Origin of the sequence: Hansschlegelia beijingensis (genome assembly GCF_014196425.1) — a bacterium.
Classification (GTDB): Bacteria; Pseudomonadota; Alphaproteobacteria; order Rhizobiales; family Methylopilaceae; genus Methylopila; species Methylopila beijingensis.
Genome location: NZ_JACIDR010000005.1, coordinates 142,933 through 162,138 on the forward strand (window position 1 = coordinate 142,933; position 19,206 = coordinate 162,138).

Genomic DNA, 19,206 nt, shown 5'->3' on the forward strand with positions numbered 1-19,206 from the left:
CCTCGGCGGACAGGATCGTCGCCGCTCCGGTCATCAGAACGCCTGCCCGATGCCGATGTAGAGCGCGACGCGCGAGTCGTTCTTGCTGCGGCCCACCACCGGGGTCGCCACGTCGACGCGGATCGGGCCGATCGCCGTATAGTACCGCAGGCCGACGCCCGCGCCGACCCGGATGTTCTCGCTGAAGTCCGGATAGGTCTTGTCGAAGGCCGCTCCGGCGTCGACGAAGGGCACGATCCCGATCGTGTCCGTCACCTTGATGCGCGCCTCGATCGAGGCCTCGAGCAGGCTCCGGCCGCCGATCGGCGTATCGTCGTCGCATTTCAGCGCGTGCTTCGGCCGCGGAACGATCGGGGTGCAGTACGGGCTCGCGCTCTGATAGGCGAAGCCGCGGATCGACCCGCCGCCGCCGGCGAAGAAGCGCCTGTTGGCCGGGACGTCCGCGAGATCCTTCGGCCCGACGATCGACCCGACGCCGATCTTGCCGGCCAGGATGAAGCGGTGCGCCTCGTCGAAGCTGAGATAGCTCGAGACCTGGCCCTTGAAGATGTTGAGGCTCTTGGTGTCGCCCTGGAAGTTGTAATAGGGCGCGGCGCTCAGCGTCGCCCGGATGCCCTTGGCGGGATCGAGCGCGCTGTCGGTGCTGTCGAAGGTGGCGAGCAGCGGGACGCCGGCAAGCAGGTAATCCTTCTCGCCGAAGGTGTCCCGGATGGTCGAAGCCTCGACCTCGACGCCTGCCTGGATAGACAGCTCGCTCGTCAATCGCCGCCGGATCGCGGCGGCGCCGCGGACGCCGTCGCGGTGATAGGCGTCCGGCCGCTCGCGCATCGCCTCGAGATCCACCAGCAGATCGTCGAACCCGGTCCAGATCCCCGGCTTCTCGAAATGCGCCTTGAGCCCGTACTCGTAGTCCCGGGGCTTGTTGGTGATCAGCCGCGACGCGCCGGCGTCGATCCGCAGCTTCTCGGCGCCGCCGAACAGATTGCGATGGCCCCAGAAGGCGTTGACGCTGGCGCCGTCGATCGTGTCGTACTTCACGCCCGCGCCGACGTAGCGGAACTTCTTTTCCTCGACCTCGATCGCGACGGGCACGCGGCCCTGGGCGTCCGGGGCCGTGGCCTCACGGATCCGGATCGAGGAGAACACATCGAGCTTGGCGAGCTCGGTGCGGAGCTCGGCGATTTTCTTGGGGCTGTAGCGCTCCCCGGGCCGGAAGGGCACGCGTCCCAGCACGACCGCGGGGTCGACTTCGCGCGTCCCCGTGACCGTGACGTTCCCGAACGGGGCGCGCGGTCCGGCGGCGACCTTGATCGTGACGTCGAGATGATGTCGGGAATGGTCGGCGACGACGTCGCGACCTTTCACGGCCGCGAACGGATAGCCGTCGTCCCGCAGTTCGTCGACGATCCTGGATTCCGCGGAGAAGATCGCCGTCGACGGCGCAGGTTGTCCGGGAACGAGGCCGACCTTGCGCGGTTCGAGCGACGCCGCCTTGCCGGAGCCTGAGTCAAGGCTCTCGATGCGCACGCGCCCCAGCGTGAACACGGGCCCGGGACGCACCCGCACGACCACCGGCACCGGCCTCCGCGCCCGCTGCGCGGCGTCGGCCGCACTCGCGGAAGTGACGGGAACGCCCGCCACCGTCACGTCCACGGTCGCCGCGTAGCGGCCTGTGGCCGCGAGGGCTGCGGCGATGCGCTCGATATCGGCCTTGGCGCGGCCGACGAGTCCAGGCGGGCCGGGCGGCGCGTCCTTCTGGAGCGTCTGGAGCGAGGAGGTGTCGCGCGCGATCTTCTCGACGGCCGCATCGCCGCCGTCGACCACGAACCGGGTGTCGTAGCTGATGCCCGGAACCGCGGCGGCCGCCGCCGGCGGAGGGCCGGAGGGAGCCTGAGCAAGCGCGTCGCCGGGACCGCCTGCAAGACAGGCGGCCGCGACGACGAAACCCGCCGCGCTTCTCCGGCTCTTACGCGCCACGCTCAAAAGAGCCGCCCCCCGCATCACACCCCGATACCTTCATAGCCCGTTACCGGGCTGGCGGGAAGGCGAAGCCCTCCATTCCTCGGGGCTTCACGACCGCTGGTCCAGCAGACGGCGACATGCGCGCAGCTCTTGCAGCGCCGCCGTCAGGCGGGCGGTCTGCTCAGGCGAGAGCCCCGGCGAAGCCGCGGCCGGAGGAACCGGGCTCGCGGAAACGGGGGCCGAAGACGGACCGCCGTCCTCTTCCGCATCCTCGAAATAGGTCTGCTCTTCCGGGGCCGGATCGGGCCCCGGCGCCACGGGCGCCTCTCTCCTTCCACGCGGCGCCCAGACCTCGGGTCCGGCTGCGCCCCCCGCGAGTCCATAGGACGCCTCGGGGCCGCCGGACGGGTCGCTCTCGGCGCTCCCGCCGGCAGCCGCCAGAATCGCCGCTTTCCGGCCGCCCTGCTCGCGAAGGATCCGCTGCACGCCGCGGATCGTGTAGCCTTCCCCGTAGAGCAACTGCTTGATGCCGCGAAGGAGATCGACGTCGTTTGGGCGGTAGTAGCGCCGGCCGCCTCCCCGCTTGATCGGCTTGATCTGCGGAAACCGGGTCTCCCAGAAACGCAGCACGTGCTGCGGCAGGCCGAGCTCCTCCGCCACCTCGCTGATGGTGCGGAACGCGCCGGGGTCCTTGCCGCCCTCGCGTGCAGCGTCGCCGGGATCGAACGTCAAGCCGAGCCGTTCCTCTTCGTCGCGGGTTCTTCGATGTGGTTGATGCGGCTCTTCAGGATGTTCGACGGCTTGAACACCATGACGCGGCGGGGCGGGATCGGAACCTCCTGCCCGCTCTTCGGATTGCGCCCGACCCGCTGTCCCTTGTCGCGCACGACGAAGGAGCCGAACGAGGAGAGCTTGACCGTCTCGCCGCGTTCCAGGCAGTCGCCGATCTCGGCCAGAACCATCTCCACCAACGAGGCGGACTCGGTGCGTGACAGGCCGACCTTCTGGTAGACCGCCTCGCACAAATCCGCACGTGTAACGGTGCGCCCCGTCATCCCCCGTTCCCCCTGCCCATGAAGCCGTCCGCGCGATCTGACGCCGCGTCTTTCGACCCCCGAAGGCTATGTGTCCCGCCAGCGGCGGTCAACGCTCCTAATCTCCGACGCCGTCAGGGATATTCTGCCTACCAGCGGAGCAGCGCCGACCCCCAGGTGAATCCCCCGCCCATGGCTTCGAGCAGGACGAGGTCGCCCTCGGCGATCCTTCCGTCCGCCCGCGCCTCGGCGAGGGCGAGCGGGATGGATGCGGCCGAGGTATTGCCGTGATGGTCCACGGTCACCACCACCTTCTCCGGCGCGATCCCGAGCTTCTGCGCGCTCGCGTCGATGATCCGCCGGTTCGCCTGATGCGGCACGAACCAGTCGATCGTCTCCGCGCTCTCGCCGGTTGCCTCGAAGGCGTCGTGAATCACGTCCGTGATCATGCCGACCGCATGGCGGAACACCTCGCGGCCCTCCATCCGGACGTGGCCGGTGGTGCCGGTCGAGGACGGGCCGCCGTCGACGAACAGCTTCGCCTTGTGACGTCCGTCCGAGCGGAGATGCGTGGTGAGGACGCCGCGGTCCTCGGAGGTCCCGGCCTGCTCCACCGCCTCGAGGACCACCGCGCCGGCGCCGTCGCCGAACAGCACGCAGGTGGTGCGGTCGGTCCAGTCCAGAATGCGCGAGAACGTCTCGGCGCCGATCACCAGCGCGCGCCGGTGCTGCCCCGAGGTCAGGAACTTGTCGGCGATCGCGAGCGAATAGACGAAGCCGGAGCAGACCGCCTGCACGTCGAAGGCGAAGCCGTTCGTGATGCCGAGCGCCGCCTGCACCGACGTCGCGGTCGCCGGGAAGGTGTTGTCCGGGGTGGAGGTGCCGAGCACGATCAGGTCGATGTCGGACGCGTCGAGCCCGGCGTCGGCGAGCGCAGCCTTGGCGGCGGCCGTCGCGAGGTCCGAGGTCATCTCGCCGGGCGCCGCGATGTGGCGACTGCGGATGCCGGTCCGCTGGACGATCCATTCGTCCGAGGTGTCGACCGTCTTGGCGAGGTCGTCATTGGTCAGGATTTCGGCCGGCAGATAGGATCCGCAGCCCTTTACGACGGAGCGGATGCGGGTCACGAGGCGGCCTCGGCGAGAGCCGGCTCCGTGGCGCTCGCCATGCCTGCGGCCATCGCGGCGCGCTCATGGACATGACCCTGCAGGATCTTGGCCGTCAGGTCATAGCGGGCCATGTCGTAGCCGAGCTCGACCGCGGACGCGAAGCCCTCGGCGTCGGCGCCGCCATGGCTCTTGATCACTACCCCGTCCAGTCCGAGGAAAACGCCGCCATTCACCTTACGGGGATCCATCTTGTCCTTGAGAGTGTCGAAGGCGTGCTTCGCCAGGAGATAACCGATCTTCGACAGAAAGGTTCGACCGAGCGCCGAGCGGAGGTATTCGCCGATCTGGCGCGCGGTGCCCTCTGCGGTCTTGAGGGCGATGTTGCCCGAGAAACCCTCCGTGACGACGACGTCGACGGAGCCCTTGCCGATGTCGTCGCCCTCCACGAAGCCGCGGAAATCCATGCCCGGAAAGGCCTGCTCCTTCAGCAGCCGGGCGGCCTCCTTGACCTGCTCGACGCCCTTGATCTCTTCGACGCCGACGTTCAGCAGGCCGACGGTCGGGCGTTCGATGTCGAACAGGATGCGCGCCATCGCAGAGCCCATGACGGCGAAGTCGACCAGTTGCTTGGCGTCCGCGCCGATCGTGGCCCCGACGTCGAGCACGATGCTTTCGCCGCGCAGGGTCGGCCAGATCGCCGCGATGGCGGGACGATCGATGTCCGGCAGCATTCTGAGGCAGAAGCGCGACATCGCCATCAGCGCGCCGGTGTTGCCGGCGGACACCGCGACATGCGCTCGGCGCCCCTTCACGGCCTCCAGCGCGAGCCACATGGACGACCGACGACGGCCCTGGCGCAGGGCCACGCTGGGCTTATCCTCCATCCGAACGGCGACGTCCGTGTGCTGGATCTCGGAGACCGCCGCGAGATTCGGATGCGCGTCGAGCAGCGGACGGATGCGGGCTTCGTCCCCGACGAACAGGAAGCTCGTGTCAGGCTTGCGGGTGAGCGCGATCGCGGCTCCGGGCACGACGACCTCGGGGCCGTGATCGCCCCCCATGGCGTCGAGTGCGATGCAAACCTTGTCTATCATTCGTCTTTGAAGCCGGAGACCGTGCTCTACGCGATTGAGGCGCCGAGAAGAACCGGTGACGTGCGGCTGTTCGGACGCGGGCGGACCATAGCGTCTGTCGCTCGGGTGGCAACCCTCATGGACCTCAGACTCAATGTTCGCCCGAACCGTTCGGACTGAGGCGACGCAGGATCGCGAAGGGCGACTCGGCGCCCGCCCCGCCCTCCTCCAGCTCGAAAGCCGCGCCGGGCTTGCGCGGGTACGGGTCGAGACCAAGCGTGAAGAACTCGGAGGTCACCGCGCCGAGATCCACGACGCCGCCGACCAGCGGGTCCGGAGCGTCCTCGTCGATTTCCTGCTCCCCGCCGACCGGCGCGACCTCTGGCGAGAATCGGACCGACACATCCTCGCGGACGGTCTCCTCGAACGGCTCCAGCGTGACGACGCAGGTGCGCGTCGTCCGGGCCTGAACGGAGCCGCTGACCTCCAGCCCGTCCGAGCCGAAGGGGCGGACATGGAGGCGAGCGATCAGCGATTCCACCGAAAGCACGTCGTTCAGAGCGGCGACGGCCTCGAGCTCCTGCGGCGAGGCCACGACCTCGATGTCGAGCCCCTCGGAGGGAACGGAGGCCGCCTGGAGCGGCCGGGAGAGCGGAGCGTCGATCAAGGCGCGGCCTCCTGAATGGCCGGGAAAGCGGGGCCGACTCCGATCAGCCCCTCGGCCGGCTGGGACTGCAGCGCGTCGGCCGCGAGGATGACGTAAGCCGCAAGGTGGTCGGGCGCATCGGCCGCGGCGGGATCGTCCCGATACACGATCCGCCTGAGAGCCGCCGCCAGCGCCTGTTCGTCGCGACGATCGAGCGCCGCGTCGTATTGGGCGGCGCCGTCGTAGAAGGCGCGGATAATCGGCTTCATCTTCTTGCCGACCGATAGATCTCCCACGCCGATCTCCCGCAGGCTTGCATCGAGACTGCGAAACATCTCCTCGACGACCTCCTGGGCCCTCGCGGCCGCCTCCGGACCCTCCGAACGCAGCCTTCGGAGATAGAGCACCGCATGCAGCACGATAAGCTCGAAACGTCCCGGCAACGTGTCCGGGACGGCGAGGTCGCGGTAGAACTCCGGCCTCCTGGCCTCGAGCACCAGGCCGGCGTAAATCCGCTCGGCCGGCGTGGGTTCGGCGGCGGCTCGCCTTTTAAGAAGCCCGAAGATCATCGCCGCGTCGCCCGAGACGAGACGCCGGCCGCGCGCCTCCACTGTTGAACTGGGACCTCCCGCGAGGTACGCCAAGAGCGGCGGAGCGGCAAGCCTCAGCGGCGGAGGGCGCGTTGCGCCGGCGCCATGTGGAGGCGCCCGTCGAGTAGCGTTTGGGGAGGAAGCTTCGAGCATGGGCATCAAGGGTTCGCCGGCGCTGGTCCGCACGGCCGGTCTCATCGTGGCCTCGGCTCTGGCGCTGGGCGCCGCCGGCTGCGCCGAGGACCAGTCGAAAGGCTATGTCTTCTCCGAGAGCGCCCTTCAGCAGGTGTCGGTGGGCTCCAGCCAGGAGCAGGTCCTCGTCGTGCTCGGGACGCCCTCGACGACCGCGACCCTCAAGGGTCAGGTGTTCTACTACATCTCCCAGAAGACCCACCGGCCCGTCGCCTTCATGAACCCGAAGATCACGGATCAGCGGGTGCTCGCGATCTTCTTCGACCAGAACCGCAGGGTCGAGAAAATCGCGGATTACGGCCTCAAGGATGGTCGCGTGTTCGACTTCCGGAACCAGGTCACGCCGACGGCCGGCCAGGAGCAGAACTTCATCGAGCACATGTTCAAGGGCCTGCTCTCGAACGAAGAGTGAGAGCGCCGTGTCGCGGGAGGTTCGGATGGTCGGGCTCAGGCGGGCAGTCGCCGTTCTTTGCCTGGCGGGCGCGGCGCTGGCCGCTCCCGCCGAAGCCGCCCCGGGCGACCGGCAGTTCGTCGGCGTCGATCGCCACGACCCGTCGACCTTCCTGAGGGCGGTGCGGGCCGGCGCCGACTTCGTGAAGGGCGGCCGTGGCCGGCAGTTCCGGGTGATCCTCGCGAACTCCGGCGTCATCGTCGTGATTCCGGGCACCTCGACCGTTCAGATGCAGCTCGCGGAGGCGACGCGCGGCGCCCGCGGCCTGCAGATCATCGCCTGCCGCGAGACGATCGACGCCCTGTCCAAGGCCAACCGTCGGCGCGTGCCGGTTCTTCAAGGCGTCACGTTGATGCCCTGCGCGAGCCTGCGGAACAAGATGACGGTCGCAGGCTGGCAGGAAGCTCCGGGGCTGGGCTACTAGCGTCCGGACACAGGGGCCCGGCGATCGCGCATGCCGCTTCATCTGCAAAAGCTCTGCGTGGGATGCGATTCGCCGGAAGACCTCCGCGGCTGGATCGACGAGCGCATGGCGGAGCGCCGCCGACGGGGAGCCCCGGAGGAGCAGGTCCATGTCACCCGGATGGCGCCGAAGCGCGCCGCCGAGCTTCTCGACGGCGGCTCGCTCTACTGGGTGATCAAGGGCGTGATTCTGGTCCGCCAGCCCCTTCTCGACCTGAGAACCGTCACGGGCGCGGACGGCGTGGAGCGTTGCGAACTGGTCCTGCTGCCGGAGCTCGTTCCGGTGCGGCCTGCGCCGCGTCGGCCGTTCCAGGGCTGGCGTTATCTGCCCCACGCGGACGCCCCGGCCGATCTCGCAGAGGACGAGCGCCGCGCGCCAGGGCTGCCGACGCATCTCGTCACGGAGTTGCGCATGCTGGGGTTGCTGTGAGCGCCCGCGCCTCCTCGGAGCCGCTCCCGTGAGCCCCTTCACGGCGCTCGACCTCGTGGCGCTCTGCGTCTTCTTCGGCATCTGGTTCGTGCATCACCTCGTCTCGGAGAGGTCGCCCGGCGGGCTAAGCTCCGTGATGGCGCGACGCCGCCGCGAGTGGATGGGGCGCATGAGCGCGCGCGAAGCCAGGATGCCCGACTCGATCACCATGCAGGGCCTGCAGAACGGCTCCGCCTTCTTCGCCTCGACGTCGCTGATCGCGATCGGCGGCGGCCTCGCCGCCCTTCAGGCGAGCCAGCAGGCGATCGAAGTGTTCGCCGCCCTGCCCTTCGGCGTCGCCACCACGCCCCAGCTCTACGACGTCAAGGTGGTCGGGTTTTCGGCGATCTTCGTCTACATCTTCTTCAAGTTCGTCTGGGCGTACCGGCTGTTCAACTACTGCTCGATCCTGATCGTCGCCGCGCCGCCGCCGGACATGCGCGGCACGCCCGAGATGGACATCGCCGTCGAGCGGGCGGCGCGCATGAACATCGAGGCCGGGCGGCACTTCAACCGCGGCTTGCGTTCGCTGTTCTTCGTGCTCGCCTATCTGGGCTGGTTCCTCAGCCCGATGGTGCTGATCGCGTCCAGCATCGTCGTCTGGATCGTGCTGTACCGCCGCCAGTTCGCGTCGGAGTCGCTACGCGCCGCAAGCTTCGGCGAGTGACGACGCGCCGGCCGGCGCGCCGGCCCTGAGGAGCTTGTAGGTCACGCTGTCGACCAGCGCCTCGAACGAGGCGTCGATGATGTTCGGCGAGACCCCGACGGTCGTCCAGCTTTCGCCTTTCCCGTCGGTCGACTCGATCAACACGCGGGTTATCGCCTCGGTGCCGCCGTTCAGGATGCGGACCTTGTAGTCCGTGAGCTTCAGGTCGGTGATGAAGGGCTGGTATCGCCCGAGGTCCTTGCGGAGCGCCAGGTCGAGCGCGTTCACCGGACCGATCCCCTCCGCCGCCGTGATCAGCGGCTCGCCGTCGACGACGACCTTCACGACCGCTTCGGAAACGGTGACGAGTTCGCCGACGGCGTTGTGCCGACGCTCGACCATCACGCGGAAGCTCTCGACGGAGAAGTAGTCCGGCACGCGGCCGAGCGCGCGGCGGGCGAGCAGCGCGAAGGAGGCGTCGGCGCCCTCATAGGCGTAGCCCTGCGCCTCACGTTCCTTGACCAGCGCGAGGAGGACGTCGACCCGGGGGTCGCCGCGGTCCGCCTCCACGCCCACGCGAGCGAGTTCGGCGAGCAGGTTGGACTTCCCGCCCTGGTCGGACACCAGCAGACGGCGGCGGTTGCCGACGCTTTCCGGCGGCACGTGCTCATAGGTGCGCGGGTTCTTCAGGATCGCGGAGGCGTGGATTCCGGCCTTGGTGGCGAAGGCGTTGACCCCGACATACGGCGCGTAGCGGTTCGCGGGCCGGTTCAACAGTTCGTCGAAGGAGCGCGAGAGCTGCGACAGCGACGCCAGAGCCTCGTCGCTGACGGCGATCTCGAAACGCTCCGCGAATTCGGGCTTGAGCTTCAGGGTCGGGATCAGCGTCGTCAGGTTGGCGTTGCCGCAGCGCTCGCCGAGGCCGTTCAGCGTGCCCTGGATCTGCCGCGCGCCTGCCCGCACGGCGGCGAGCGAATTGGCGACGCCGAGCCCCATGTCGTCATGGGCGTGGATGCCCAGCCTTTCGCCCGGCACCACGCCGGCGGCCCGGGCGACGATGGCGGCGACCTCCTCGACGGTCGTGCCGCCGTTCGTGTCGCACATCACCGCCCAGCGGGCGCCGGCGTCGATCGCGGCTTCAAGGCAGGCCAGCGCATAGGACGGGTTGGCCTTGAAGCCGTCGAAGAAGTGCTCGCAGTCGATCATCGTCTCGCGGCCGGCGGCGACGGACGCCTCCACCGTCTCGCGGATCTGCCCGAGGTTTTCCTCGAGCGAAATTCCCAGCGCCTCGACGACGTGGAAGTCCCAGCTCTTGGCCACGAAGCAGCAGGCCTGGGCCTCGGCCCGCAGCACGCCCTGCAGCCCGGGATCGTTCGAAGCCGAACGGCCCGCGCGCTTGGTCATGCCAAAGGCGGTGAAGCGCGCGCGTGCGGTGCGCGGCGCGGAGAAGAACTCGGTGTCCGTCGGGTTCGCGCCGGGGAAGCCGCCCTCGACATAGTCCACGCCCAGTCCGTCCAGCAGCCGCGCCACCAGGATCTTGTCCTGGAGCGTGAAGTCGACGCCCGCCGTCTGGGCGCCGTCACGCAGCGTGGTGTCGAACAGATAGAGGCGCTCCCGGGTCATCTCGCCACTTCCCAACTCGTGCCCGTGGCGCTGTCCTTCAGCAGGACGCCCTTAGCGAGCAGTTCGTCGCGGATGCGGTCCGCCTCGGCGAAGTTGCGCTCCCTGCGCGCAGCGATGCGGGCGTCGATCAGACGCTCGATCTCCTCGGTGGGAAGCGACTGCTCCGGGGCCCGCGCGGCCCGCCAGTCTTCGTAGGCCTCCTGCCGGAAACCCAGGAAGCGGAGCGTCCCCGACAGCGCCTTGCGGCCGCCCTCGGAGCGAAGCCGGTGCATCTCGGCGATCATCTTCGGCGTGTTGAGGTCGTCGGCGAGCGCCTCGATCACGCCAGGCGCCGGCCGAGGATCGGCGTCCGCCGCGGCGGCCTCGAACCACTGCCCGAGCGTCCGCTCGGCCTCCTGCAGGCCCTTGAGGGTCCAGTTGATCGGCTGACGGTAGTGCGCCGCGAACATCGCGAGCCTGGCCACGTCGCCCGGCCAATCGGCCAGCACCTCGCGGATGGTGACGAAGTTGCCAAGCGACTTCGACATCTTCTCGCCCTCGACCAGCAGGAAGCCATTGTGCAGCCACACATTGGCCATCCGCTCATGGCCGAAGCAGCAGGTCGACTGCGCGATCTCGTTCTCGTGGTGCGGGAAGATCAGGTCGATCCCGCCGCCATGGATGTCGAACACCTCGCCAAGCAGCGCGGCCGCCATCGCCGAACACTCGAGGTGCCAGCCCGGCCGCCCCATGCCCCAGGGGCTCGGCCAGGCCGGCTCACCCTCCCGGGAGGGCTTCCACAGGACGAAGTCCATCGGCCCCTTCTTGTAGGAAGCGACCTCCACGCGCGCGCCGGCCTCCATCTCGTCGAGCGAGCGGCGTGCGAGGCGCCCATAGGCCGGCATCGAGGCGACGTCGAACAGAACGTGACCGTCCGCCTCATAGGCGTGGCCGCGCTCGATCAGCCGCTCGACCAGCTTGATCATGTCGAGCTCGCCCTCGCCACGGCAGATATATTCCGTGGCGCGGGGCTCTTCGGTCGGCGGCAGGCAGCCGAGCTCGGCGACGTCGGCGTGGAAACCGCGCGCGGTCTCCGCGGTCAGTTCATGGATCGAGATCTTCCGCTCGGCCGCGCGCGCGTTGATCTTGTCGTCCACGTCCGTGATGTTGCGGACATATTTGACGTGCTCGGCGCCGTAGACGTGGCGCAGCAGCCTGTACAGCAGGTCGAAGACGATGACCGGCCGGGCGTTGCCGATATGCGCCCGGTCGTAGACCGTCGGGCCGCACACATACATCCGCACGTCCTGCGGATCGATCGGCGCGAACGGATCCTTCGAGCGCGTCAGCGAATTGTAGAGCTTGAGCGTGGTCACGCCCCGTCCTCCTCGTGGGCCGGGGTGTCGTTCTTCTCGCAAAAGATCAAGAAAAAACCGCCGCGGCCAGCCTCAGCTATGCGCAGATAATGACGATCCGGTTGGTGGCGTCGGCGCGTCCGGCGGCGTTCATGGCGCGGACAATGATCACGCGGGCAAGCTCCGTCAAGCCTTGGCGCCAGCGGGACAAACCGCCCGGCGGCCGGGCTGGAAATGGGGCGATGACGTGACGCGCGGCTTCGGAGCGCCCTCCGCCGGCGGCCCGGAATCCTAAGAAGATCTTGAGGATCAAGCACCTAGATTACCAAGATTTAAGGCGGCGCGCGCTGGCGCCCCTCTGCCGGCAAAGCTATCTTCCGTGACGCGCCAAGAGGAGCGTCTCCGCTTCTCGAAGGTGCGAAGTCTTAGGGAACCCTTAGGAGGCTATCATGGCCATTTGGACCGCTCCGATCGTCGAAGAGACCCCCGTCGGTCTCGAAGTCACGTCGTACAGCCCGGCCGAGCTCTGAGCTGAAGCCGTGACTGTATTCGAGACGATCTGAGGAAGGATCGGCTTTCGCCATGTCTCTTCGGATGATCGTTCTCGGATCAGCTGCCGGCGGCGGCTTTCCCCAGTGGAATTGCCGCTGTCCGGTGTGCGCTCTGGCGTGGGACAACGACCCGCGCGTGAAGCGCCGCACCCAGTCCTCGATCGCGGTCGAAACCGGTCGGGGCGCCTGGACGCTGTTCAACGCTTCGCCTGACCTGCGCTCGCAGATCCTGGCGACGCCGAAGCTGCAGCCGACCGGGCTGCGCGAGACTCCGATCCGTTCGGTGGTCCTCACCAATGGCGACGTCGATCATGTCGACGGGCTGATCACGCTGCGTGAACGTTCGCCGCTGACGGTCTACGCCACGTCGCAGATCTCCGCGGTGCTCGACTCGAATCCGATCTTTGGCGTTCTGGCTAAGGACGTCGTCGGTCGCCAGACGGTCGAACTCGACAAGCCGTTCAGGATCGACGACGCGACGATCGAGTTCTTCGGGGTGCCGGGCAAAGTCCCGCTCTATCTCGAGACCGAGAATCTGAAGATCGGAGATACGTCCGGCGACACCGTTGGCGTCGACATCCGCAAGGACGGCCGGCGTCTGGTCTACATCCCCGGATGCGCGGTCGTGAATGACGGCGTCCTGCGCCGGGTGGACGGCGCCGACGTCCTGCTGTTCGACGGGACTGTTTTCGAAGACGACGAGATGCGAAAGGCCGGCGTCGGCGAGAAGACCGGCCGACGCATGGGACACGTGCCGCTTTCGGGCGACGGCGGATCCATGACGGCCTTCGACGGCGTGAAGGTAGGTCGCAAGATCTACATTCACATCAACAATACGAACCCGATTCTCGTAGCCGGCTCGCCCGAGCGGCGGACCGTCGAGGATCATGGCTGGGAAGTGTCGGAAGACGGGCTCGAGGTGACGGTCGGAGAGGCCGTCCGCTCCGTTGAACGGCAGGATCGCGGGTCAACCGCGGCATAGACTGCGGAGGATTTGCGATGTCGGACCTGCTCACCGCGAGCCAGCTTGAGGAGCGCCTTCGCGAGGTCGGCGCGACCCGCTATCATCACCTCCATCCGTTCCAGCTGCGGCTGCAGTCCGGCGCGTGCTCGCGCGGCGAGGTCGAGGCCTGGGCGCTCAACCGCTACCTCTATCAGGCCTGCATCCCGCAGAAGGACGCCATCATCCTGTCGCGGATGGAGGACGCGCAGCTGCGCCGCGAATGGCGGCAGCGCATCATCGACCATGACGGCGAGCGCGAGGGCGAAGGCGGCATCGCCAAGTGGCTGAAGCTGACCGACGATCTCGGCCTCGACCGCGGCGCCGTGATGAGCGGCGAACTGGCCCTACCCGCCACGAAATTCGCCGTGAACGCCTACATGACCTTCGTGCGCGATCGTTCGCTGCTGGAGGCGGTCGCCTCATCGCTCACCGAGCTGTTCTCGCCGATGGTGATCGCGACGCGCGTCTCGGGGATGCTGGCGAACTACGACTATGTCACGCAGGAGACGCTCGCCTATTTCACGGCGCGGCCGGTGCAGGCCAAGCGCGACAGCGATTTCGCGCTCGACTACTGCAAGACGCACGCACGGACGCCGGAGCAGCAGCGGGCGGTGATCGCCGCCCTGGAGTTCAAGTGCTCGATGCTGTGGGCCATGTTGGACGCGCTCGAGCATGCCTATCTGTACGCCAAGCCTTGGCCCGACGCGTTCCGGCCCGCGGACCAGGCTGATCGGCAGGCGGCGGAATGACGGAAGTCTCGTCCGACGCCACGCCGAGCCTTCCGCGGGGCGTACGCCTGCGGAGGGACGAGGTTCGCAACCAGTGGCTGCTGCTCGCGCCGGAGCGCGTGCTGCACCCGGACGCAATCGCCGTCGCGGTGCTCGAACGCTGCGACGGGGTGAGGACGGTCTCCGCGATCGTCGATGATCTGGCGACCGCCTATGCGGCGCCGCGCGAGACGATCGAGACGGACGTCAAGGCGATGCTTGCGGACCTCGCCAACAAGCGCGTGCTGGACCTCGGCTGAGGAGGCCGAAGCCATGAACGACATGACGATCCCAAATCCGGCGGAAGCGGCCCGCGTGCCGCCGCCGGCGCCGCTCGGCATGCTCGCCGAGCTGACGCATCGCTGCCCGCTGTCCTGCCCCTACTGCTCGAATCCCGTCGAGCTCGACAAGCGCTCCGGCGAACTCGACACCGAGACCTGGAAGCGGGTGTTCTCCGAGGCCGCCGCGATGGGGGTGCTGCACCTCCACCTTTCGGGCGGTGAGCCGACCGCTCGCAAGGACATCGTGGAGCTCACCGCCCACGCCGTGAAGGTCGGGCTCTACACCAACCTCATCACCTCCGGGATCGGCGTCACGCGGGAGAAGCTGGAAGAGCTCGCCACTGCGGGCCTGGACCACGTCCAGCTGTCGATCCAGGACGCGCTGCCGGACACCGCCGACCGCATCGCGGGGCTCAAGGGCGCCCATGAGAAGAAGCGGATCTTCGCCGGCTGGGTGCTCGAACTCGGCCTGCCGCTGACGATCAACGCGGTCATCCATCGCGCCAACATCGAGAACATCGAGCCGCTGGTGAACATGGCGCTCGAATTCGGCGCGCGCCGCGTCGAGATCGCGCATTCGCAGTATTACGGCTGGGCGCTCGAGAACCGCCGGATGCTGATGCCGACCCGCGAGCAGGTGATGCGCGCGGCCGAGACCGTGGAGCGGCTGCGCGACGAGCTCAAGGGCAAGCTGGTGATCGACGCCGTCGTGCCCGACTATTACGCGCGCCGGCCAAAACCCTGCGTGGGCGGCTGGGGACGCCAGTCGCTCAACGTCACGCCCTCGGGCAAGGTGCTGCCCTGCCACGCGGCGGAGACCATCAAGCACCTGAAGTTCGACTACGTCACCGAGCGCAGCCTGCCGGACATCTGGGCGAACTCCTCCGCCTTCGAGGCCTATCGCGGCACCAGCTGGATGAAGGAGCCCTGCAAGGGCTGCCCGCGCAAGGAGATCGATTTCGGCGGATGCCGCTGCCAGGCGCTCGCGATCACCGGCGATCCCGAACAGGCCGATCCCGCCTGCTCGCTGTCGCCGTTCCACGCCAAGATCGTGGCCCTGGCGATCAAGGACGCCGCCGTGGATCAGACGGATTACGTCTACCGCCGCTTCGGCGGCGTGCCCGACCCGCGCGTGACCGTCACGCACAACAACGCGCCCGTCCCGGCTGGCCCGGTGGACTGAGCCGCCAGGAGGGCTCCGGCTGCTCTGACGGGCCGGATCCGCGCGACTCGGCGCAATCTCATTTTCCTCGGGCCCTGTGCGGATCGGGCCTCAGCGGCTAAACAAGCCGGGGGCAACGCGCGCCGACTCGCGCTTAGGGACTGGCATGAGGTCGTTTCTCGCCGCTGTCGCGGCTTTTCCGCTCGTCTTCGCGTCCGTCGGCGCGCAGGCGCAGCAGGGGTCCGAGACCTGCCTGCGGCTCGAGGCCCAGCTCGCCTCCTTGGGGCGGCCGCGCCAGGCGGACCCGCGTCAGCTCCAGCAGGCCGCCGCCCGCCAGCAGGCCGAGCTCGACCGCACGACCGCCTACGCCAAGGGGCTGGGCTGCGGACGCCGCTTCTTCTTCTCGCCCGATCCGCCCGCCGAATGCAGGCCTCTCACCGACCGCATCCGCCAGATGCAGGCCAATCTCGACCGGCTGAGCGCGCAGCTCGCCCAGGCGAGCCAGGGCGGCGGAGGCGATCCGCGTCGGCGGGAGCTTTTGATCGCCCTGGCCCGCAACGAGTGCGGCCCGCAATACCGTCTCGTCGAGCGGCGGGTTCCCGGCCAGCCGCAGAAGCGCGGCTTCTTCGACTTCCTGTTCGGCGGCCCGGGCTCGGAGGAGCCGTCGCAGGGCGAGACCGTGATCGAGCCGGAGATGTCGCCGGAATCGACCCCGCGCGTCTCCACCTTCCGCACCGTCTGCGTGCGGACCTGCGACGGCTTCTTCTTCCCGATCTCGTATCAGACGACCCGCAACGCCTTCGAACGCGACGAAGCGATCTGTCAGGCCACCTGCCCCGGCACGGAGGCGAAGCTGTTCGCCTACCCGAACCCGGGCGGCCAGATCGACCAGGCCGCGAGCGTCGACGGCGAGCCCTACACGAAGCTCGAGAACGCTTTCCGCTACCGCAAGGAGTTCGTTTCAGGCTGCTCCTGCAAGCCCGAGGGGATGAGCTGGGCTCAGGCGCTTCAGGGCGTCGAGGACAAGACCGTCAAGAAGGGCGACATCGTCGTCGACGAGCAGAAGGCCCAGGAGCTTTCGCGCCCCCAGGGCGAGGCGACGTTGCGCGCGGCGCCGAAGCCGCAGAGCCCGCAGCAGCGGGCGTCCGGCGCCGCCGAGCCGGCCCAGCCTCAGGACGACCAGCGGCCGACCGGCGGCGCGGCGCCGTCTCCCGCCGGCGTGCCGGACGACGTCATCATCCTGAAGCAGCCGCCGCTCGAGCGCGGACGGATCGAACGCCGGCCCCTCGATGGCCCGGCCGTCGAACGCGCTCCGCAGCAATGAGGCCGCGCCGCCCTTGACGCGCTGCGCCGCTGCGCATTGAGTGCGCGCCTTGAGAGAGCCGCCGCGATGACCGCCGTCACCCTGATCGACAACTACGACAGCTTCACCTGGAACGTCGTCCACGCTCTGGGCGCGCTCGGCGCCGAGGTGAAGGTCGTGCGCAACGACAAGGCCACGGCGGACGAGGTTCTGGCCGAAGGGCCGGACGCGATCGTCATCTCGCCCGGCCCGTGCACGCCGCACGAGGCCGGCGTGTCCTGCGAACTGATCGCGCGAGCCGCGGGCCAGGTCCCGGTCTTCGGCGTCTGCCTTGGCCATCAGGCCATCGGCGAAGTGTTCGGCGGCGCGGTCGTGCGCGCGCCGAGCCCCGTGCACGGCAAGCTGGCGCGGATCAATCATGCGGGGCGCGGCGTCTTCCGTGGCCTCAACGGGCCCCTTCAGGCGACGCGGTACCACTCGCTCGTGGTTCGGCGCGACGACCTGCCCGATGCGCTCGAGGTGACCGCCGAGACCGACGACGGCCTGATCATGGGGCTGTCGCATCGCCAGTGGCCGATCCACGGCGTCCAGTTCCACCCCGAAAGCATCGCGTCCGAGCACGGCGCTTCGATCTTCGGGAACTTCCTCGCCGACGCAGCCGAGTGGAACGCCGAACGCCGGCGGCTCGCGGCCGCGCGCGCGTCCTGAGACCCCGACAATGGATGGATTCAAGGCGGTGCTCGCCCGGATCGCTGATGGGCGTCCGCTCGATCGCGCTGAGGCGGAGGCGGCGTTCGGGCAGCTGATGTCCGGCGAAGCGACGGCGGCGCAGCTCGGCGCCTTTCTGATGGGCCTGCGGGTGCGCGGCGAGACCGTGGATGAGATCGCCGGCGCGGTCGCCGCGATGCGGGCCCGCATGACCCCTGTCGCGGCCCCGGCCGACGCGGTCGACGTGGTCGGCACCGGCGGCGACGGCTCCGGCTCCGTCAACGTCTCCACCTGCGCCGCCTTCGTGGTGGCCGGCTGCGGCGTGCCCGTTGCCAAGCATGGCAACCGCGCCCTGTCGTCCCGATCGGGCTCGGCCGACGTTCTGCGCGCGCTCGGCGTGGCGGTCGACATCGACGCGAACCGCATCTCGGCCTGCGTCGCGGAGGCCGGCATCGGCTTCATGTTCGCGCCCAACCACCATTCCGCGATGCGCCATGTCGGGCCTGCCCGGACCGAGCTCGGCGTCCGGACGATCTTCAACCTGCTGGGGCCGCTCTCGAATCCGGCCGGCGTCAAGCGGCAGATGGTCGGCGTGTTCGCCCGCCGATGGGTCGTGCCGATCGCGGAAGCGCTGGCCCAGCTCGGCTCGGAGCGGGCCTGGGTGGTCCACGGCTCCGACGGGCTTGACGAGATCACCACCTCGGGGCCGACCTTCGTGGCCTCGCTCGATAACGGCGCGGTGACGACCTTCGAGGTCTCGCCGGAGCAGGCCGGTTTCACCCCGCATCCGGTCGGAGCGCTCGCGGGCGGCGACGCCGACAGCAATGCGCGCGCCATGCGACAGGTGCTCGAGGGCCGGCCGGGCGCTTACCGGGACGTCGCGATCCTCAACGCGGCCGCGGCGCTGGTGGTCGCCGGGCGCGCGGCGGACATCGCGGAAGGCGCGGCGCTCGCGACGGCCGCCCTCGACTCGGGCGCGGCGCTGGCCCGGCTCGAGGCGCTCGTGCAGGTCTCGAACGCGGAGCTCGCGGCGTGAGCGACATTCTGGATCGCATCGCGGCCTACAAGCGGCGCGAGATCGCCGAGGCGAAAAGCGCCCGCTCCTTCGCGGAAGTGCGCAAGGCCGCCGACGTGGCCTCTCCCCCGCGCGGATTCGCGGACGCCATCCGTCGCACCCTCGACGCGGGCGGCACGGCCCTGATCGCGGAGATCAAGAAGGCCAGCCCGTCCAAGGGCCTGATCCGCGCCGACTTCGACCCGCCCGCGCTCGCCCGCGCCTATGCGGAGGGCGGCGCGACCTGCCTGTCCGTGCTGACCGACGCGCCGTCCTTCCAGGGAGCGCCGGAGTTCCTGGTGCGGGCCCGTGAAGCGGCGCCTCTGCCCGTGATCCGCAAGGACTTCCTCTACGAGCCCTATCAGGTCGCCGAGGCGCGCGCGCTTGGCGCCGACTGCATCCTCGTCATCATGGCCGCCGTCACCGACGCCGAGGCGCGAGATCTCGTCTCGGCCTCCGCAGACTTCGGCATGGACGTCCTCATCGAGGTGCATGACGCCGCAGAGCTCGAACGGGCTCTGCCGCTCGCCGCGCCCCTGCTCGGCGTGAACAATCGCAACCTTCGGACCTTCGAGGTCACTCTGGAGACCACCGAGAGGCTGGCGCCTCTGGTTCCGGCCGGCCGCATCCTGGTCGGGGAGAGCGGCATCTTCACGCCCGCAGACGTGGCGCGGCTCGCCGCCGTCGGCTGCCGGACCCTTCTGGTGGGCGAGAGCCTGATGAGGCAGGAAGACGTCGCCGCCGCCACTCGCGCCCTTCTGGCTTCGCCTCCCGCGGCTTGAACAA

23 protein-coding genes are annotated in these 19,206 nt (G+C 69.0%); 13 read left to right on the plus strand and 10 right to left on the minus strand.

Features of this window, described 5'->3' with window-relative positions; all coding sequences use genetic code 11:
* Positions 1 to 33: 33 nt before the first annotated feature.
* The 7 genes from GGR24_RS14870 to GGR24_RS14900 all read right to left on the minus strand — a co-directional run bounded on the left by GGR24_RS14870 (position 34) and on the right by GGR24_RS14900 (position 6,435).
* A complete protein-coding gene (locus GGR24_RS14870; protein WP_343066265.1) occupies positions 34 to 1,977 on the minus strand; it encodes an autotransporter assembly complex protein TamA in 1,944 nt (647 codons plus the stop codon).
* 93 nt (positions 1,978 to 2,070) lie between these two features.
* Positions 2,071 to 2,694 (minus strand): MerR family transcriptional regulator, encoded by a 624-nt coding sequence (locus GGR24_RS14875; RefSeq protein ID WP_183396164.1) that lies wholly within the window; start codon positions 2,692 to 2,694, stop codon positions 2,071 to 2,073.
* Complete coding sequence (locus GGR24_RS14880; RefSeq protein WP_183396165.1) at positions 2,691 to 3,017, minus strand: integration host factor subunit alpha; 327 nt, start codon at positions 3,015 to 3,017, stop codon at positions 2,691 to 2,693. Before GGR24_RS14880 ends, GGR24_RS14875 begins: the two co-directional genes overlap by 4 nt.
* A 128-nt stretch (positions 3,018 to 3,145) precedes the next feature.
* The gene (locus GGR24_RS14885) at positions 3,146 to 4,123 is read right to left on the minus strand and encodes a beta-ketoacyl-ACP synthase 3 (RefSeq protein ID WP_183396166.1); all 978 of its coding nucleotides are present in this window, start codon (positions 4,121 to 4,123) and stop codon (positions 3,146 to 3,148) included.
* Positions 4,120 to 5,199, minus strand: a complete 1,080-nt coding sequence (gene plsX, locus GGR24_RS14890; protein WP_183396167.1) for a phosphate acyltransferase PlsX — start codon at positions 5,197 to 5,199, stop codon at positions 4,120 to 4,122. Before plsX ends, GGR24_RS14885 begins: the two co-directional genes overlap by 4 nt.
* A gap of 130 nt (positions 5,200 to 5,329) precedes the next feature.
* Entirely contained in the window at positions 5,330 to 5,845 is a 516-nt protein-coding gene (locus tag GGR24_RS14895) for a YceD family protein (protein WP_183396168.1), read from the minus strand.
* Positions 5,842 to 6,435: a ubiquinol-cytochrome C chaperone family protein gene (locus tag GGR24_RS14900; protein WP_183396169.1), complete on the minus strand. Its 594-nt coding sequence runs from the start codon at positions 6,433 to 6,435 to the stop codon at positions 5,842 to 5,844. The genes GGR24_RS14895 and GGR24_RS14900 overlap by 4 nt, the downstream gene beginning before the upstream one ends.
* Positions 6,436 to 6,565: 130 nt before the next feature.
* Here GGR24_RS14900 and GGR24_RS14905 point away from each other — a divergent pair, with 130 nt between their 5' ends.
* From GGR24_RS14905 to GGR24_RS14920, 4 genes are read left to right on the plus strand one after another with little or no spacing between them, the layout of a single operon-like run.
* Positions 6,566 to 7,018, plus strand: a complete 453-nt coding sequence (locus GGR24_RS14905) for an outer membrane protein assembly factor BamE (protein ID WP_183396170.1) — start codon at positions 6,566 to 6,568, stop codon at positions 7,016 to 7,018.
* Positions 7,019 to 7,043: 25 nt separating this feature from the next.
* Entirely contained in the window at positions 7,044 to 7,481 is a 438-nt protein-coding gene (locus tag GGR24_RS14910; protein WP_183396171.1) for a hypothetical protein, read from the plus strand.
* A gap of 30 nt (positions 7,482 to 7,511) precedes the next feature.
* On the plus strand, positions 7,512 to 7,949 hold the full coding sequence (locus GGR24_RS14915) for a DUF1489 family protein (protein WP_183396172.1): 438 nt from the start codon (positions 7,512 to 7,514) through the stop codon (positions 7,947 to 7,949).
* A gap of 28 nt (positions 7,950 to 7,977) precedes the next feature.
* A complete protein-coding gene (locus GGR24_RS14920) occupies positions 7,978 to 8,655 on the plus strand; it encodes a DUF599 family protein (RefSeq protein ID WP_183396173.1) in 678 nt (225 codons plus the stop codon).
* On the opposite strand, the gene cimA is transcribed toward GGR24_RS14920, so the two are convergent.
* From cimA to GGR24_RS14935, 3 genes are all read right to left on the minus strand, one after another.
* Positions 8,629 to 10,257, minus strand: a complete 1,629-nt coding sequence (gene cimA, locus GGR24_RS14925; protein ID WP_183396174.1) for a citramalate synthase — start codon at positions 10,255 to 10,257, stop codon at positions 8,629 to 8,631. The genes GGR24_RS14920 and cimA overlap by 27 nt on opposite strands.
* Complete coding sequence (gene cysS, locus GGR24_RS14930) at positions 10,254 to 11,612, minus strand: cysteine--tRNA ligase (protein WP_183396175.1); 1,359 nt, start codon at positions 11,610 to 11,612, stop codon at positions 10,254 to 10,256. The genes cimA and cysS overlap by 4 nt, the downstream gene beginning before the upstream one ends.
* Before the next feature lie 76 nt (positions 11,613 to 11,688).
* Positions 11,689 to 11,904, minus strand: a complete 216-nt coding sequence (locus GGR24_RS14935; protein ID WP_183396176.1) for a hypothetical protein — start codon at positions 11,902 to 11,904, stop codon at positions 11,689 to 11,691.
* A 136-nt stretch (positions 11,905 to 12,040) separates the two neighbouring features.
* On the opposite strand from GGR24_RS14935, the gene pqqA reads away from it, so the two are divergent.
* The 9 genes from pqqA (at position 12,041) to trpC (ending at position 19,202) form a co-directional block, all read left to right on the plus strand.
* On the plus strand, positions 12,041 to 12,121 hold the full coding sequence (pqqA, locus tag GGR24_RS17950; RefSeq protein WP_128776471.1) for a pyrroloquinoline quinone precursor peptide PqqA: 81 nt from the start codon (positions 12,041 to 12,043) through the stop codon (positions 12,119 to 12,121).
* A gap of 52 nt (positions 12,122 to 12,173) precedes the next feature.
* Complete coding sequence (pqqB, locus tag GGR24_RS14945) at positions 12,174 to 13,124, plus strand: pyrroloquinoline quinone biosynthesis protein PqqB (RefSeq protein WP_183396177.1); 951 nt, start codon at positions 12,174 to 12,176, stop codon at positions 13,122 to 13,124.
* Between the two features lie 17 nt (positions 13,125 to 13,141).
* On the plus strand, positions 13,142 to 13,894 hold the full coding sequence (gene pqqC, locus GGR24_RS14950; protein ID WP_183396178.1) for a pyrroloquinoline-quinone synthase PqqC: 753 nt from the start codon (positions 13,142 to 13,144) through the stop codon (positions 13,892 to 13,894).
* Entirely contained in the window at positions 13,891 to 14,172 is a 282-nt protein-coding gene (gene pqqD, locus GGR24_RS14955; RefSeq protein ID WP_183396179.1) for a pyrroloquinoline quinone biosynthesis peptide chaperone PqqD, read from the plus strand. Before pqqC ends, pqqD begins: the two co-directional genes overlap by 4 nt.
* 13 nt (positions 14,173 to 14,185) lie before the next feature.
* On the plus strand, positions 14,186 to 15,376 hold the full coding sequence (gene pqqE / locus GGR24_RS14960; protein WP_183396180.1) for a pyrroloquinoline quinone biosynthesis protein PqqE: 1,191 nt from the start codon (positions 14,186 to 14,188) through the stop codon (positions 15,374 to 15,376).
* 145 nt (positions 15,377 to 15,521) lie between these two features.
* Positions 15,522 to 16,679: a DUF2865 domain-containing protein gene (locus tag GGR24_RS14965; protein ID WP_183396181.1), complete on the plus strand. Its 1,158-nt coding sequence runs from the start codon at positions 15,522 to 15,524 to the stop codon at positions 16,677 to 16,679.
* Positions 16,680 to 16,745: 66 nt separating this feature from the next.
* Entirely contained in the window at positions 16,746 to 17,366 is a 621-nt protein-coding gene (locus tag GGR24_RS14970) for an anthranilate synthase component II (protein ID WP_183396182.1), read from the plus strand.
* A gap of 10 nt (positions 17,367 to 17,376) precedes the next feature.
* Positions 17,377 to 18,402 (plus strand): anthranilate phosphoribosyltransferase, encoded by a 1,026-nt coding sequence (gene trpD / locus GGR24_RS14975; RefSeq protein ID WP_183396183.1) that lies wholly within the window; start codon positions 17,377 to 17,379, stop codon positions 18,400 to 18,402.
* On the plus strand, positions 18,399 to 19,202 hold the full coding sequence (gene trpC / locus GGR24_RS14980; protein ID WP_183396184.1) for an indole-3-glycerol phosphate synthase TrpC: 804 nt from the start codon (positions 18,399 to 18,401) through the stop codon (positions 19,200 to 19,202). The genes trpD and trpC overlap by 4 nt, the downstream gene beginning before the upstream one ends.
* The last annotated feature ends 4 nt before the right edge of the window (positions 19,203 to 19,206 follow it).